This is a genomic window from Pseudomonas sp. MS01C9 (assembly GCF_058202755.1).
The window spans coordinates 4,794,965-4,811,276 of the sequence record NZ_CM177073.1 but is presented as its reverse complement, the minus strand read 5'-3'; the positions used below and the strand labels follow the sequence as shown (position 1 = coordinate 4,811,276).

General features: G+C 62.1%; 13 protein-coding genes and 2 pseudogenes. 9 read left to right on the top strand and 6 right to left on the bottom strand.

Translation table 11 applies throughout. The annotated features are described in order from the left end of the window. Entirely contained in the window at positions 1–642 is a 642-nt protein-coding gene (gacA, locus tag AC1M7R_RS21950; RefSeq protein WP_024781217.1) for a response regulator transcription factor GacA, read from the bottom strand. A 127-nt stretch (positions 643–769) separates the two neighbouring features. Then, entirely contained in the window at positions 770–1,204 is a 435-nt protein-coding gene (locus tag AC1M7R_RS21945) for a GNAT family N-acetyltransferase (RefSeq protein WP_072394474.1), read from the bottom strand. A 632-nt stretch (positions 1,205–1,836) separates the two neighbouring features. Here AC1M7R_RS21945 and AC1M7R_RS21940 point away from each other — a divergent pair. After that, on the top strand, positions 1,837–2,907 hold the full coding sequence (locus AC1M7R_RS21940) for a 3-deoxy-7-phosphoheptulonate synthase (RefSeq protein ID WP_490609916.1): 1,071 nt from the start codon (positions 1,837–1,839) through the stop codon (positions 2,905–2,907). Here AC1M7R_RS21940 and AC1M7R_RS21935 read toward each other — a convergent pair. Next, complete coding sequence (locus AC1M7R_RS21935; RefSeq protein WP_243750400.1) at positions 2,896–3,990, bottom strand: hypothetical protein; 1,095 nt, start codon at positions 3,988–3,990, stop codon at positions 2,896–2,898. The two genes, AC1M7R_RS21940 and AC1M7R_RS21935, sit on opposite strands and share 12 nt — an antisense overlap. Positions 3,991–4,315: 325 nt before the next feature. On the opposite strand from AC1M7R_RS21935, the gene AC1M7R_RS21930 reads away from it, so the two are divergent. The 6 genes from AC1M7R_RS21930 (at position 4,316) to AC1M7R_RS21905 (ending at position 11,290) form a co-directional block, all read left to right on the top strand. Then, on the top strand, positions 4,316–5,194 hold the full coding sequence (locus AC1M7R_RS21930; RefSeq protein ID WP_072394799.1) for an esterase/lipase family protein: 879 nt from the start codon (positions 4,316–4,318) through the stop codon (positions 5,192–5,194). A 95-nt stretch (positions 5,195–5,289) separates the two neighbouring features. Continuing rightward, positions 5,290–5,571: a peptidylprolyl isomerase gene (locus AC1M7R_RS21925; RefSeq protein WP_003200262.1), complete on the top strand. Its 282-nt coding sequence runs from the start codon at positions 5,290–5,292 to the stop codon at positions 5,569–5,571. 168 nt (positions 5,572–5,739) lie between these two features. Further along, entirely contained in the window at positions 5,740–7,608 is a 1,869-nt protein-coding gene (locus tag AC1M7R_RS21920) for an extracellular solute-binding protein (RefSeq protein WP_490609915.1), read from the top strand. Next, complete coding sequence (locus tag AC1M7R_RS21915; RefSeq protein WP_072394460.1) at positions 7,608–8,666, top strand: microcin C ABC transporter permease YejB; 1,059 nt, start codon at positions 7,608–7,610, stop codon at positions 8,664–8,666. Before AC1M7R_RS21920 ends, AC1M7R_RS21915 begins: the two co-directional genes overlap by 1 nt. Continuing rightward, positions 8,666–9,688 (top strand): ABC transporter permease, encoded by a 1,023-nt coding sequence (locus AC1M7R_RS21910; protein WP_072394457.1) that lies wholly within the window; start codon positions 8,666–8,668, stop codon positions 9,686–9,688. The genes AC1M7R_RS21915 and AC1M7R_RS21910 overlap by 1 nt, the downstream gene beginning before the upstream one ends. Positions 9,689–9,715: 27 nt before the next feature. After that, the gene (locus tag AC1M7R_RS21905) at positions 9,716–11,290 is read left to right on the top strand and encodes an ABC transporter ATP-binding protein (protein ID WP_490610494.1); all 1,575 of its coding nucleotides are present in this window, start codon (positions 9,716–9,718) and stop codon (positions 11,288–11,290) included. Between the two features lie 20 nt (positions 11,291–11,310). On the opposite strand, the pseudogene AC1M7R_RS21900 reads toward AC1M7R_RS21905, so the two are convergent. The 3 genes and pseudogenes from AC1M7R_RS21900 to AC1M7R_RS21890 form a co-directional block, all read right to left on the bottom strand. Next, positions 11,311–11,760, bottom strand: a pseudogene (locus AC1M7R_RS21900) (methyl-accepting chemotaxis protein); the annotation flags it as partial. A 153-nt stretch (positions 11,761–11,913) separates the two neighbouring features. Next, positions 11,914–12,549: pseudogene (locus AC1M7R_RS21895) on the bottom strand (PAS domain-containing protein); the annotation flags it as partial. 254 nt (positions 12,550–12,803) lie between these two features. Then, on the bottom strand, positions 12,804–13,019 hold the full coding sequence (locus tag AC1M7R_RS21890) for a TIGR02450 family Trp-rich protein (protein ID WP_072394449.1): 216 nt from the start codon (positions 13,017–13,019) through the stop codon (positions 12,804–12,806). Between the two features lie 176 nt (positions 13,020–13,195). On the opposite strand from AC1M7R_RS21890, the gene AC1M7R_RS21885 reads away from it, so the two are divergent. Next, a complete protein-coding gene (locus AC1M7R_RS21885) occupies positions 13,196–14,611 on the top strand; it encodes a sigma-54 interaction domain-containing protein (RefSeq protein ID WP_490609914.1) in 1,416 nt (471 codons plus the stop codon). A 301-nt stretch (positions 14,612–14,912) separates the two neighbouring features. Then, positions 14,913–16,304, top strand: a complete 1,392-nt coding sequence (locus tag AC1M7R_RS21880; RefSeq protein WP_072394443.1) for a GntP family permease — start codon at positions 14,913–14,915, stop codon at positions 16,302–16,304. Positions 16,305–16,312 lie beyond the last annotated feature (8 nt).

Below are 16,312 nucleotides of genomic sequence, written 5' to 3'. Positions count from 1 at the left end.
TCAGGCGCTGGCATCGACCATGCCGTGGCGCACCGCCAGCAGCGTCAGCTCGACGTCGCTGCTGATCGAAAGCTTCTCGAAGATGCGGTAACGGTAAGTGTTGACGGTTTTAGGCGACAGACACAGTTTATCGGAGATGATCTGCACTTTCTGGCAGCCGACAATCATCAGGGCGATCTGGATCTCCCGCTCCGACAGTGCATCGAAGGGCGACTCATTGGTCGGTTGGAAAGACTTGATGGCCAATTGCTGAGCAATCTGCGGGCTGATGTAACGCTGACCGGCGAAGACCAGGCGGATGGCCTGGACCATCTCGTTCAGGCCGGCGCCCTTGGTGAGATAACCGGCCGCCCCTGCCTGCAGCAGGCGGGTCGGAAACGGATCCTCCTCGCACACGGTCACCGCGACGACCTTGATGTCCGGGTGGCTGCGCAGCAGTTTACGCGTGGCTTCGAGACCGCCGATGCCTGGCATCTTCACGTCCATCAGTACCACATCGGGCTTCAATTCACGTGCCTTGATCAGGGACTCTTCCCCGGATTCGGCCTGGCCGACCACCTGCAGACCGTCGATGTCAGCCAGCATTCGTGTAATGCCCGTACGAACGAGATCATGGTCATCGACCACTAACACCCTAATCAAGCAGACACCTCACGATTTGGTCTTATATGGGTTGCTTCACACCTTAGCAAAAAGCTTTCGGCAGACCTAGCGCAAATGGGGCATTTAAAAGTTACAACAGATCTTCAGGGACCCGGCGGCCGAAGCGTCAAGCATCGGCGTCTCGCTGCATCCTCAGGAAACATTCGTCTTCGCCCACGACGCTCAGACCCAGGCGCTCATAAAGCCGGCGGGCTGGATTGTCCTTGAAAACCGTCAGGCGCAACGCCGGCCGACGCTCCACCCCCACCATGTCCCAAACCTGTCCGATCGCCCAGGTACCGGCGCCCTGTCCCCGAAATGCCTTGTCTATCTGCAACTCCCGGATATACAGCGCCCGGGCGTCGCGGCTCAGGCTGACAAAACCCAGCGCCTGCTCATCGCGACAGATGATCCAGTTCTGACGAATGATCCAGGCCAGGTCGAACGCCTCATCCTGCCAAAGGAGGTCATGGCGCAGATAGTAAGGCAGCATGTTCACGCAGGTCAGCTGCCGGGCGAAGCCGATATCCCCGGCGCTAGCCGCACGCCACTGGAAACTCATGGGCACCTCATTCACAAAACCCTATTCAAGCACATCGACAGTAACGTGGAGCGGGTTAAAAAAGCTGTCTGACTCTACCCAACCCGAGCGATTCCATGCACCCGATAGAATTATCTTATTGAACGTGCGCACCACCCTCTAGTAAGCTCGGGACCATTCATCGGAGACAGACCATGCGCAACGCCCTCGTACCGCTTCAAACCGCCAGCGCCCCGCGCTCGGTTGCGGCTGCCCGGGTAGATGGCAGCCCTGCTCCGGTCAACTTCTATTTTGGGTATTGGTTTAGCCACTGGCGCGCCTGATACCCCTCCGGCGCCCACTTCAAACGGGTCGCCTTCCAGAGTTCATGAACCCCCGGTCGGCCTCCCGACCGGGGGTTTTGTTTTTCTGGGCCGAACATTTTTGCAACACCGACAACTTGAGGATTCAGCCATGAACTACGCCACTTATTACCGTTACGACACGTTTGCCGCCTGGCGATTTACCAGCCACCGCTCGGGACAGCCTGCCGCCTCCGATCGGTCACCTATCGGTGGCATGCCTGCATTGCCGGCCAATACGGCCAATTGTCGAACACCTCAATAGGACCGACGCGCGGGAACACGCCCGCTGCTGGTCCAGGAAGCCTTATCATGAATTCGTCCGTCTCCGCTCTGCCGCTGTCCACGCTCACCCCCGACAACGAAGCCCTGACCCTGCGGTTGCCAAGCTCGTTGCAGCTCAAGCACCAACTGCCCCTCAGCCACGCGTTGAGCCAACAGGTCAACGACCACCGCCAGGCCATCCGCGCGATCCTGAACGGTGAGGATGCCCGGCTGCTGGTCATTGTCGGCCCATGCTCCATCCACGATCCGAAATCCGCCCTCGAATACGCCGCGAACCTGGCCCACCTCGCCCAGGAGGTACGCGACAGCATGCTGCTGGTAATGCGCGCCTACGTGGAAAAGCCCCGCACGACGGTGGGATGGAAAGGCCTGGCGTACGACCCGCATCTGGACGGCAGCGATGACATGGCGGCGGGCCTGACCCTGTCCCGCCAATTGATGCGCGAAGTGCTGCGACTCGGCCTGCCCGTCGCCACGGAACTGTTGCAACCCATGGCCGCCAGCTACTTCGACGACTTGCTCAGCTGGGTCGCCATCGGCGCTCGCACCACCGAATCCCAGATCCATCGGGAAATGGCCAGCGGCCTCGGCATGCCAGTAGGCTTCAAGAACGGTACGGACGGCGGGGTTGGCATCGCCTGCGACGCCATGCGCTCCGCCGCCCATCCTCATCGGCACTTCGGCGTCGACAGCCAGGGGCACCCGGCGATCATCCAGACCCAGGGCAACCCCGACACCCACCTGGTGCTGCGCGGCGGCCACCGTGGCCCCAACTTCGATCGCCAGAGCGTCGCGCAGATCCACAATGACCTGGACCGCCTCCGGATACCGGCCCGGATCATGGTGGACTGCAGCCATGCCAACAGCGGCAAGGATCCGTTGCGCCAGCCACAGGTGTTCAACGATGTGCTGGAGCAGAGGCTGCAAGGCAACCGTGCCCTGATGGGCATGATGCTGGAGAGCCATCTGTTCGAAGGCTGCCAACCCATCGGCCCGTCGATGCGCTACGGCGTATCGGTGACCGACGGCTGCCTGGGCTGGGACGCTACCGCGCGACTGCTGCGCGAAGCCCATCGCCAGTTGATTTCAGCCCGCTGAATGCTCGAGGGCGCCCTCCTCCTGGAGGGCGCCGCTGGAACGGACATCCACCAGCACCCCGGGAAAATGTTGGCTCACGTCATCCAGCCGCTCGACCTGATAACGAATGCGCACGGACCGGCCGAGCTGGCCCTGCCAATAGGCGGCGGGTACGTGGAAGGCAACCGGTTGACCAACCATCGCCGCGACCACTTCGCGCTCCTCCACATGGCTGTAGTTCCCATCGCATTGCAGCCAGATCCATTCGCCCACCTCGAAGTCGACCGCCTCGATGACTACGGTGACCCCATCGTCCAATGTATCGACGTCCACATCACCCTCCTTCAAGCCCAGGATCCGCGGCGCCCTCAACGGTTGGCGAACCAGGGCGCCGATATGCAATGACAGGACCTCGGCGCGGCGCACCGAATGCCCACGCCTGACGACATAGGCCAGGTCCAGGTGATGCCCGGCATGGGGCGCGAACTGCGAGGCATCCAGCCAGAACGACACCTCTCGACCAACGGCATGGGCCTCGATATCCAGCACATCGCGCCAGAGTGCCGTGCCTCCCCGACGCCCCATCAGGATCAACCGGTCCCCGACCGCCATTCGCGGATAAGGCCGGATGACCACGCACGTACCCTCGGGCACACGGCCGGGGTCGAGACTGCCGCCCACCGCATCCACGGCGATGGGCGGCAAAAGCTGCAGGGGAGCGTCCCCGATCATCAGCTGCAAGGGTTCGGAATCCATGGGCGCGGGCAATCTCCTGCCGATGACCCGATAGGAAATCTCCAGGGAGCCGCTGTCCAGTTCAGCGATATGAGGGGCACGCACGACAAACGTGATGTCCCGATCGACCTGTCGCTCGGTGACGCAGCGGCGGACTTCGTGGCGATACGGCTCGCCATCGCAATCGAGACCGTGCCAGAGCAGCAGCACCTCGTCGCCGCACGTCATCATCGGATAGGGCTTGATGGTCACGACGGCCCTGCGCCAGGCAGGGTCGATCACTCCCGCCCTTGCAGCCGCCAGAATGGGGGCCCGCAATGTCCTGCGGGCACTGGGCCGGATTCGCCGGCCAGATAGATCAGTGGTCATGTGCAACTTCCAGTCCGTGGATAAAGGCGCTGCTCCTGCAAAGCGCCCGATGGGACCATTAAAGCGCGACCGCCCACGACGCACAGTCAGACGAGACGACAGGGAAAGTGGTCCCTTTGCACCCAAGACTGTAGCTGCTCGCGACCGAGCCTATCGGACGCATCCCGATACCAAACAGCCCGGCTCAACACGCTTCTGATCTTTCCCGCTTTATCTATTCCGTTTTCGACGGGCGATAACGGTTTCTTCCTACACCTCAGCGCAAGGGGCTGCATTAGAGTGGCGTCGTCAATTCAACATGAACCTCTTCGAAAAAGGTACGAACATGCAACGGAATGCAACCACACAATTTCCCATCCTGTTGGTCCATGGTTTGTTCGGGTTTGACAGGGTCGCAGGTGTTGAACTTTTCCATGGAGTCAAACAGACACTGCGCGCCGCCGGCGCACGGGTGTTCATTCCCTATCTATCGGCCACCCACGCCAACGAGGCACGCGGAGAAGAGCTGCTGGTCCAGATCGACCGCGTCCTGGCTGGCACCGGTGCCGCCAGAGTCAACCTGATCGGCCACGGCCAGGGTGCGCTGGCGGCCCGTTACGCCGCGGCTGTGGCCCCTGACAGGGTCGCTTCGGTGACATCGGTCAGTGGCCCCAATCATGGCTCCGAACTGGCCGATTTCCTGCGCAAGGCACTCACCCCTGGACGCTTGCCGGAACATGTGGCGAGCCGGGTCGCGACCCTGTTCGCCGATTTCATTTCGTTGCTCAGCGGCCAGGCGCAGCTTCCCCACGCCGCCATCGCGGCACTGGCGGCGCTCACCACCGAAGGCGTGGGCGCTTTCAACGACAAGTATCCCCAAGGTTTGCCAAAGAACTGGGGCAGCAAGGGACCGGACCTGGTCAATGGCGTGCGTTACTACTCCTGGAGCGGTACGTTGCAGGAGATTCCCAGCGACGGACACGACGCGACGGCCCCGCTCCAGGCGTTCTGCCGGGCCTTCTCCGAATACTTCATCACCGAAGCCGGGCAGAACGACGGCCTGGTCGGGCGTTTCAGCTCGCACCTGGGCAAGGTCATTCGCTCCGACTACCCCATGGACCATATGGAAGCCGTCCACCCCGGATCCGGGCGCGCGCGCAAGGGCGCGGACCCGACAGCTCTGTATGTGCAACATGCCGAACGCCTGCGCAAAGCCGGCCTTTGATCGTCAGGCCCAAGGTTTTGACGCAATTTTGACAACAACCCGCGAGTGAATCCGGTAGGCTCAACACCTTTGAAGACACCTGAAGGAATTTTCCAATGGCCAAAGCCACTGCCCGCCACATCCTGGTTTCCACCGAAGACAAGTGCAACGAACTGAAGGCCCAGATCGAAGCCGGCGCCGATTTCGCCGAAGTCGCCAAGGCCAACTCCTCCTGCCCTTCCAGCCGCCAGGGCGGCGACCTGGGTTCGTTCGGCCCGGGCCAGATGGTCAAGGAATTCGACACCGTGGTATTCAGTGCGCCGATCAACGTGGTGCAGGGTCCGGTCAAGACCCAGTTCGGCTACCACCTGCTGGAAGTCACCAGCCGCCAGGACTGATCCCGGTCCTTCGACGCAACGGCCCGCCCTATGTGGCAACGCCGCTCACTTGAAGAAGTGAGATGAGCCCTGTGGCGAGGGAGCATGCTCCCGCGCCACAGGACTGGCGATCAGTGCGCCGCTCGCGTACAAATCGTGCTCATCGATCACCCGGCTTTAAGGCTGACAATGCGACTGGCGTTCCCCTCACTGCTGTTGACTGCCGTATTCCTGCTCACAGGCGCCACCGGCGTGGATGCCGCACCACAACATGCCCTGACCGTCTATGGCGAGCCAGCCAGGTACCCCGAAGGCTTCAGTCACTTCGCCTACGTCAATCCCCAGGCTCCCAAGGGCGGTACCCTGCGCCGCTCGGCCATCGAGATCGGTCATTTCGACCACGTACTGCCGTATATCGACAAAGGCATCGGCGTCAGCCAGATTGACGGGATGCTGTATTCGCCGCTGGCCCAACGTTCGCTGGACGAGCCTTACACCGTCTATGGCCTGGTGGCGGAAAAAATGGAGCGCTCCGACGACGGGCTGTCACTGCGTTTCTATCTGAACCCCAAGGCCCGCTTCGCCGACGGCAAGCCCATCACCGCCCAGGACGTACGCTACAGCTTCGAACTGCTGACGACCCAGGGCAGCCTGCGCTACCGCACCCAGTTCGCGGCGGTCAAAGGCGTTGAGGTGGAAGCCGAACGTACCATTCGCTTCGACTTCAAGAACAACGAAAGCCGTACCCTGCCCCTGGACATCGCGACTCTGCCAGTCTTCCCGGAACATTGGTGGAAAACCCGCGATTTCGCGGGCGGTGGCGGCTACGAGGCACCGCTGGGCAGCGGCCCGTACCGGGTCGGCAAGATCGACTCGGGACGCAGCATCACCTTCGAGCGCAACGCCGACTGGTGGGGCAAGGACCTCCCGGTCAGCCGAGGCCTCTACAACTTCGATCATTTCAGCATCGAATATTTCGGCGACACCGATGTGGCCCGCCAGGTACTGCGCGGCGGCGCCTACGATTACAACCGGGAATTCTCCGCCACCGGTTTTTCCATCGGCTACGACAGCCCGGCGCTGCACGACGGACGCCTGCAGAAAGCCCACCTGGCCACCGAGGCTCCGCAGACGGCCCAGGGCTTCGTGTTCAACCTGCAAAAGCCGCAGTTCCAGGATCGCCGCGTGCGCCAGGCGCTGGCCATGCTCTGGGATTTCGAATGGAGCAACCGGCAGATGATGCGCAACCTGTACGTGCGCCAGCAGAGCTTCTTTTCCAATACCGATCTGGCCGCCCGGGAACTGCCCGACGCCGGCGAACGGGCGATCCTCGAGCCGTTGCGCGACAAAGTCCCCGACGAAGTCTTCACCCAGGTATTCCAGGCTCCCAGGACCGATGGCAGCGGCATCATCCGGGACAAGCAATTGCAAGCCCTGGCACTCCTGGAACAGGCCGGCTGGAAACCCGACGGCGACCGCCTTGTGAACGCCGAGGGCGAACCGCTGAGCTTCACCTTCCTGATCAGCCAGAACGGTATCGACCGCCTCCTGCTGCCCTATAAAAGAACCCTGGCGCAGATCGGCATCGACATGAACATCCGGCGCATCGACCCTTCCCAATACATCAATCGCCTGATGAGCCGCGACTACGACATGATCGTCACCGGCTATCCCGTCAGTGCCTCACCAGGCATGGAGCTCTACAACTATTTCGGCTCGGCGTCGGCCAACGACCCGGGCGCCAACAATTACATGGCCCTGCAGAATCCCGCTGTCGACAGGCTGATCGACGGCCTGGTCAAGGCCACCACCAAGGATGACATGCTCCGTCATGCCCACGCCCTGGACCGGGTGCTGCAATGGAATTACTACTGGATCCCCAACTACTACCCGCCGGGCAGTTCCACCGTGTGGTGGAATCGCTTCGGCATTCCGAAAGTCCAGGCCAGCAACGATGAAGCCATCGAAAGCTGGTGGGAAATCAGTACCACGCCGCTGACCAACGAACAGATGACCGCCGAACGCATCAAGCGCGGCTCCCCCGGAGGACGGCACTGATGTGGGCCTATGTCGCGCGGCGCCTGCTGCTGATCATTCCAACCCTGGTGATCATCCTGCTGGTGAATTTCGTCATCGTGCAGGCCGCACCGGGCGGGCCGGTGGAACAGGCCATCGCCCAGCTGCAAGGCATTGGCGGCAGCGGTGTCGGCAGCTCGGGCAACGCCATGACCGGCAGCTCCCGGGCCAGTCGCGGGCTCGATCCGCAATTGATCAAGGACATCGAGAAACAGTACGGTTTCGACAAACCGGCCCACGAGCGCCTGTGGCTGATGCTCGGCAGCTATGCCCGGCTGGACTTCGGCAAGAGTTTTTTCCGCGGTGCCACGGTCACCGACCTGATCCTGGAAAAGATGCCGGTGACCATTTCCCTCGGGCTCTGGGCCACGCTGATCACTTACCTGGTGTCGATTCCCCTGGGGATCCGCAAAGCCGTTCACCACGGGTCCGCGTTCGATGTGTGGAGCAGCACGGCGATCATCATCGGCTACGCCATGCCGGCCTTCCTGTTCGCCATGTTCCTGATCGTGGTGTTCGCCGGCGGCACGTCGCTGAACTGGTTTCCGGTGCGCGGACTGGTGTCGGACAACTTCGATTCGCTGTCGACCCTGGGCAAGATCGCCGATTACTTCTGGCACCTGGTGCTGCCGGTCACGTCCCTGGTGATCGGCGGCTTCGCCACCCTGACGATCCTGACCAAGAATTCGTTCCTCAATGAGATCACCCGTCAATACGTGGTCACTGCAAGGGCCAAGGGCATGAGCGAGCGCCGGGTGTTGTATGGCCATGTCTTTCGCAATGCGATGCTGCTGGTGGTGTCGGGGATCCCCCAGGCATTCATCAGCGTGTTCTTTGCCGGCTCGCTGTTGATCGAGGTGATCTTTTCCCTCGATGGCCTGGGACGCATGAGTTATGAGGCCGCCGTGTCCCGGGATTACCCGGTGGTGTTCGGCTCGCTGTTCATCTTCACGCTGTTCGGCCTGCTCATCAAACTCATCGGCGACCTATGCTACACCCTGGTGGACCCACGTATCGATTTCGCCGCGAGGAACGCCTGATGTTCAAGCTTTCCCCGTTGGGTCGTCGACGTTTCGAGCGCTTCAAGAAAAACCGACGCGGCTGGTGGTCGCTGTGGCTGTTCATCGGTCTGTTCATCCTGACCCTGGGCGGCGAACTCATCGCCAATGACAAGCCCCTGGTGGTGAGCTACCAGAACTCCCTGTATTTCCCGGTATTCAAGCGCTACACCGAGCGGGAATTCGGCGGGCAGCTGCCGTTCCAGGCCGATTATCGCAGCGGCTACGTGCAGGACCTGATCCGCAAGGACGGCGGCTGGCTGCTGTTCCCACCGATTCCGTTCAGCGACGACACGCCCAACTACGAACTCAACCAACCGTCTCCGAGCCCACCCTCCTTCGTCAACTGGCTGGGTACCGACGACCAGGCCCGGGACGTACTGGCCCGGGTGATCTTCGGCGCGCGGGTGTCGATCCTCTTCGCCCTGGCCCTGACGGCCATCAGCGCGCTGATCGGCATCACCGCCGGTGCGCTGCAGGGTTACTACGGCGGCTGGGTGGACCTGCTGGGCCAACGCCTGCTGGAAGTCTGGTCCGGGCTGCCGGTGCTCTACCTGCTGATCATCCTGTCCGGCTTCGTGGAACCCAATTTCTGGTGGCTGCTGGGGATCATGGCGTTGTTTTCCTGGCTGGCCCTGGTGGACGTGGTCCGCGCCGAATTCCTGCGCGGGCGCAACCTCGAATACGTGAAAGCCGCCAGGGCCCTGGGCCTGACCGACCGCAAGGTGATCGTGCGGCACATCCTGCCCAACGCGATGAACGCCACCCTGAGCTACCTGCCCTTTATCCTGACCGGGGCGATTTCCACCCTCACGGCCCTGGACTTCCTCGGTTTCGGCATGCCGGCCGGCAGTGCGTCCCTGGGGGAACTGATTGCCCAGGGCAAGCAGAACCTGCAGGCACCGTGGCTGGGGCTGACGGCCTTCTTCACCCTGGCGCTGATTCTTTCCCTGTTGGTATTCATCGGCGAGGCGTTGCGCGATGCATTCGATCCTCGATCCTGATCCGCGGTCATGAAGCGAAATTCCGAAATGAGCGACAACCTGATCGAAATCCGCGACCTGAGCGTGGCCTTCAATGACAACACCGTGGTGCGCAACCTGTGCCTGGATATCCGCCCGGGCGAGTGCCTGGCCCTGGTGGGCGAGTCAGGCTCCGGCAAATCGGTGACCGCTCATTCGATCCTGCAATTGCTGCCCCGGACCGGCACCCGCACCACCGGCAGCATCCGCTATCGCGGCCAGGAACTGGTGGGCGCCGAGGCCAGCACCCTGCGCGAGCTGCGCGGCAATCGGATCGCAATGATCTTCCAGGAACCGATGACCTCGTTGAACCCGTTGCACAGTGTCGAAAAGCAGATTGGCGAAACCCTGATGCTGCACAAGGGCCTGGGCGGCAAGGCGGCGCGACAGCGCATCCTTGAACTGCTGGCACTGGTGGGTATCCAGAACCCGCTCGAACGGCTCAAGGCCTACCCCCATCAACTGTCCGGCGGCCAGCGACAGCGGGTAATGATCGCCATGGCCCTGGCCTGCGAACCGGAGCTGTTGATCGCCGACGAACCGACCACCGCCCTGGACGTGACCGTACAGCGCAAGATCCTGCTGCTGCTCAAGTCCTTGCAGCAAAGGCTCGGCATGTCACTGCTGCTGATCAGCCACGACCTGAACCTGGTACGCAGCATTGCGCAACGTGTGTGTGTGATGAAGGCCGGGGAAATCGTCGAGCAGGCGCCCTGCGAAATCCTCTTTGACGCCCCGAAACATCCCTACAGTTGCGAGCTATTGCACGCCGAACCCGAAGGCGAGGCCCTGCCCCGCGACGAACGGGAAGATGTCTTGCAGGTCCGGGACCTGCGGGTGAGTTTCGCCCTGGGCGGTGGATTGTTCCGCCGCAGAGAATACTTGCGGGCCGTCGACGGCATCAGCCTGAATATCCAGCGGGGCAAGACCCTGGGCATCGTCGGGGAGTCCGGTTCCGGCAAGTCGACCCTCGGCCAGGCGATCCTGCGGCTGATCGAATCCAACGGCAGCATCCGCTTCCAGGGCCAGGCCCTCGACCAGCTGTCGCAGAAGGACCTGCGGCCATGGCGCAAACAGATGCAGGTGGTGTTCCAGGATCCGTTCGGCAGCCTCAGTCCGAGGATGTCGGTGCAACAGATCATCAGCGAAGGCCTGGAGGTCCACTGCCCCTCCAGTGCCCAGGAATGCGAAGCCCGGGTGATCCAGGCCCTTCAGGAAGTCGGCCTCGATCCCCAGAGCCGTCATCGTTACCCTCACGAGTTCTCCGGCGGCCAGCGCCAGCGTATCGCTATTGCCCGGGCATTGGTGCTCAAGCCCGCCTTGATCCTGCTGGACGAGCCCACCTCGGCCCTGGACCGCACGGTGCAGAAGCAGGTGGTCGCCCTGCTCCGTCAGCTCCAGGAACGGCACGGCCTGACCTACCTGTTCATCAGCCATGACCTGGCGGTGGTGCGGGCCCTGGCCCACGACATGATCGTGATCAAGGACGGAAAAGTGGTCGAGTGCGGCGCCAGCCATGAAGTGTTCGAGTCACCGCGCCACCCCTACACCCAGGAACTGCTGGCGGCCGCTCTTCCCAGGTAAGGGCGATGCGGCCGTAACACTCAGCTATCGCGGCGCTGATCCAGTGCCTGGGCAAATTCGCCAATCGCCTCCACCACCTGCTGCGCCCCTTGGTGGATGTCGAGAATGACGGTGCCTGCCTGGTTCGCCAGCTTCACGCCCTGCTCGGCCTTGAGGGTGCTGGACTGCATGCTGGTCACCGCTTGCCTGGCCAGATCGCGGTTCTTGCCGACGACCTCGGTGATGGCGACGGTGGCCTGGCTCGTGCGCCGTGCAAGGTTGCGCACCTCATCGGCAACCACCGCGAAGCCACGTCCCTGCTCCCCGGCGCGCGCGGCTTCGATGGCCGCGTTGAGCGCCAGCAGGTTGGTCTGCTCGGCAATGCCCCGGATGGCATCGACGATGTTGCCGATCTCCTCGGACTGAGCGCTCAATGCGCTGATGCCCGTGGCCACCCGCTGGAGTTCATCGGCGATGCTTTGCACCACGGTCACCGTCTCTTGTACGACCGCCGTGCCACGCTGGGTGTGCTCATCGGTCTGCCGGGACGTCTCGAAGGCCAGTCGCGCCGCGTTCGATTCGGTCTGGCGCTGCTCCACTTCACGGGTGTGATCGGTGGCGAACTTGACTACCCCATACAATCTTCCCTGGGCATCGTAGAGTGGGTTGTAAGTCGCCTGCAGCCAGACCGTGGCGCCTCGCTTGTCGATGCGCTGGAACAGGCCTGTCACGTATTCGCCGCGATTCAAACCCGCCCAGAACCCACGATACGCGTCACTCTGGACTTCCCCGGGCTGGCAGAACAGACGATGGTGCTGGCCGAGGACCTCTTCCAGTCGATAGCCCATCACCTTCAGGAAATTCCCATTGGCATTCACCACGTGGCCACCGAGGTCGAATTCGATAACCGCCATGGAACGGTCCATCGCCTGCCTGAAGCTGGACTCAGTCTGGCTTCGAAGGACACGCTCGTTGACGTCGCGCGTCACGCCAATGATGCGCTCCAGCGCGCCTTGCTGATCCAGCACCGGAATATAAGTGCCTTCCACCCACAGCCAATGCCCATCTCGGGCCAGATGCAAGGTTTGCACATCGACACGCTGGCCCTGCCCCAGTTGCCGCCACACGGCCGCGTATTCCTGGCTGCGCGCATAAGCGGGCTCGCAGAACATCCGGTGATGGCGGCCCTGGATATCCTCCAGGGCATAGCCCAGCATGCTCAGGAACAACGGGTTGGCGCCGAGCACCTGTCCCGCCGGGTCGAGCTCGATGATCGCCATGGCCTGGTGGAAAGCGGCCCGTTCGGCCTCGAGAGTGGCCTGCCTGGCCTGGATCGGACGCAAGGTTTCCTGATGCTTGCGAGTGCGAATGAACATGGCGGTACCACTCCGGAAACGTAAGTGCCTGGCCGTAGCCAATTGAGGCGCGATGCCTTCTTGCTGGGAGGCACTATTAAGCCACTATTTTCCGAAAACTTGTACAAGTTTATTTTCATGTACAAGATTTTATGAAACAGGAAAGCTTACTCCCGATTTCAATGCCAGCCGATCCGCCAGCGTTGCTCGTCGCGCAGTTCTATCCAGTCAAATACCTCGACGCGCCCACTGTGAACCGCCTGGATCTCGACCTGGAGGGGTACCCCCGCTTCATCGACGATCAGTTGGGTCACCAGAAAATGCTTCTCTCGATTGACGGGCTTGCAGGCCGTCCATTTGGAAAGCTTCAGCTTACGGGGATTGAATGTGTTCACGGACGCTCCAGAAAAATCAGGAAACCAGCACAAAAGCATGTACACAAATTTATATATGTACAAGTTATCCAAGAAAACACCGACGCAGCTTCGATCCTGGAATTTCCCCCGGCATAATGCGGCTCATGACGCCACCTCCGTGGACGCCGCCCATGCCTTCCCTCTGGAAATGCCCGATGAACCCCACCGAAAGCCTCAAGGATTACAAGCGCGTACGCACGCTGGCGATTCGTTCGCTATTCGAGATCATCGAGCAATCCAGCGAAGGCACGGTCATCGTCGACCGCGATGCGAACATCGTCTGGATGAACGAACGCTATGCCCGGCGCTTCGGCCTGAACTCGGCGCAGGAGGCCATCGGTCGGGCATGCGAGAGCGTGATCCCCGGCAGTCTGTTGCGGGAGGTGGTACGTACCGGGCGGCCGATCCTGCTGGACATGCAGGACACCCCCAAGGAACCCCTGGTGGTGATGCGCCTGCCAATCCACGACAGCGCGGGCGCGGTGATCGGGGCCATCGGCTTTGCCTTGTTCGACGAGCTGCGCAGCCTGTCGCCCATGCTCAAGCGCTACCTGAGCATGCAGCAAGAGCTGGCGTCCACCCGCTCACTCTTGCGGGCACGGCAGACCAAATACAACTTCGCCCATTTCATCGGCACCAGCAGCGCTGGCCTGGAGGTCAAGCGCCGCGCCCGACGCAGCGCCAGCACCGAATCGCCAGTGCTGTTGCTGGGTGAAACCGGCACCGGCAAGGAATTGTTGGCCCAGGCCATCCACAGCGCCTCGCCGCGGGCGCACAAGGCCTTCGTCAGCATCAACAGTGCAGCGATTCCCGAAGCGCTGCTGGAGGCGGAGTTCTTCGGCACCGCTCCTGGCGCCTTCACTGGCGCCGACCGCAAGGGTCGGGCCGGTAAACTGCAGATCGCCCAGGGCGGTACGTTGTTTCTGGATGAAATCGGCGACATGCCGTTGCCGCTGCAAAGCAAACTGCTGCGAGTGCTCCAGGAAAAGGAGTACGAGCCGGTGGGTTCCAACGAAGTACTGCAAAGCGATGTGCGGGTGATCGCCGCCACGTCCATGGACCTGGAAGCCGCCATCAAGCGCGGCGAATTCCGCGCCGACCTGTATTACCGTCTCAACGTGCTGCCGATCCAGGTCCCGCCACTGCGTGAACGCCTGGACGACCTGCCGGCCCTGAGCGAAGCGATCCTCGAAGAACTGCGCAGCCAGCACGAACTGGCCCCCGCCGCACTCGACCTGCTGGGGCAGCACGCCTGGCCGGGCAACATCCGGGAACTGCGTAACGTGCTGGAGCGGGCGGCGCTGCTCAGCGACAACCTGCTGCTCAGTGCCAGCGACATCCGCGCAGCCATCGGGACCTTCATCCCGGTAACGCGCCCAGCGGATATGGGCTTCGAACCCCTGCCCCAGGAAACCTTCAGCCAGGCCCGGGCACGCTTCGACCGGCATTTGATCGAAACCACCCTGGCGCAGTGCGGCGGCAAGGTGGCGGAAGCGGCCGAGCGGTTGGGCCTGGGGAGGTCGACGCTGTACAAGAAGATGGTGGCGTTGGGAATTGCAGAGTCTCAATAAAGAGACTCATATCTCTATAAATAGACAGCTCCTTGAGAAGCGCTTCGCGCGCATCGCGGGCAGGCTCGCCCCCACAGTGGACCGCACTTTTCCGACGAACACGGTCAACCTGTGGGAGCGAGCCTGCTCGCGATGAGGCCAACCCGGTTCACAAAAATCTCAAAATAGAGACAGAATTTGAAATCCGCTCAGCGCAATCTCATAATTTCCTTATATTTCAGTCAGTTACGCACCTGGCACAAAACTCGCTAAAGCCTCTCCCACAGTTTCATCACAACAATAACAATCCAGGAGACACACCATGAGTGTGATCATTGCCTTGGCAGCCCTCGCGCTGCTGATGGTTGCCGCCTACCGTGGCTACAGCGTTATCCTCTTTGCTCCCATCGCCGCCCTCGGTGCCGTCCTGCTCACCGATCCATCCGCCGTCGCCCCTGCGTTTACCGGGGTGTTCATGGAGAAAATGGTCGGCTTCATCAAACTGTATTTCCCCGTGTTCCTGCTCGGCGCCGTTTTCGGCAAGCTCATCGAGCTGTCGGGTTTCTCCCGTTCCATCGTGGCGGCGGCGATTCGATTGCTGGGCACGCGACAGGCAATGCTGGTGATCGTGCTGGTCTGCGCGCTGCTGACCTACGGTGGCGTGTCGCTGTTCGTGGTGGTTTTCGCGGTGTACCCGTTCGCCGCCGAGATGTTCCGCCAGAGCAATATTCCCAAGCGGCTGATCCCGGCCACCATCGCCTTGGGCGCGTTCTCCTTCACCATGGACGCACTGCCCGGCACGCCGCAGATCCAGAACATCATCCCCAGCACCTTCTTCAACACCACCGCCTGGGCCGCGCCATGGCTGGGGGTGATCGGTACGATCTTCGTGTTCAGCCTCGGCATGCTGTTCCTGCAGCGCCAGCGCAACAAGGCCCAGCGTGTGGGCGAAGGCTACGGGACCGAGCTGCGCAACGAGCCGGAAACCGCCGAGGACATCAAGCTGCCCAACCCGTGGATCGCCGTCTCGCCATTGCTGATGGTGGGCATCATGAACCTGCTGTTCACCCAGTGGATTCCCCAGTGGTACGGCAAGACCCACAGCCTGGCGCTGCCGGGCATGGCGGCACCGGTGACCAGCGACATCGCCAAGGTCACCGCGATCTGGGCGGTGCAGGCCGCGTTGCTGGTGGGCATCATCATGGTCTTGCTGTTCGGCTTCCACGCCATTCGCAGCAAGCTGGCCGAAGGCAGCAAGAGTGCCGTTGGCGGCGCATTGCTCGCGGCCATGAACACCGCCTCGGAATACGGTTTCGGCGCCGTCATCGCCTCGCTGCCCGGCTTCCTGGTGCTGGCCGACTGGCTCAAGAACATCCCCAACCCGCTGGTCAACGAAGCCGTGACCGTGACGCTGCTGGCGGGTATCACCGGTTCCGCGTCGGGTGGCATGAGCATCGCCCTGGCGGCCATGTCCGAGACCTTCATCAGCGCCGCCAATGCCGCCAACATTCCCCTGGAAGTGCTGCACCGGGTGGCATCCATGGCCAGCGGCGGCATGGACACCCTGCCCCACAATGGCGCGGTGATCACCCTGCTGGCGGTGACCGGCCTGACGCACCGTGAGGCCTACAAGGATATTTTCTGCATTACGCTGATCAAGACCCTCGCGGTGTTCTTCGTGATCGGCGTGTTCTACGCCACTGGTATTGTGTGAGGTCAACC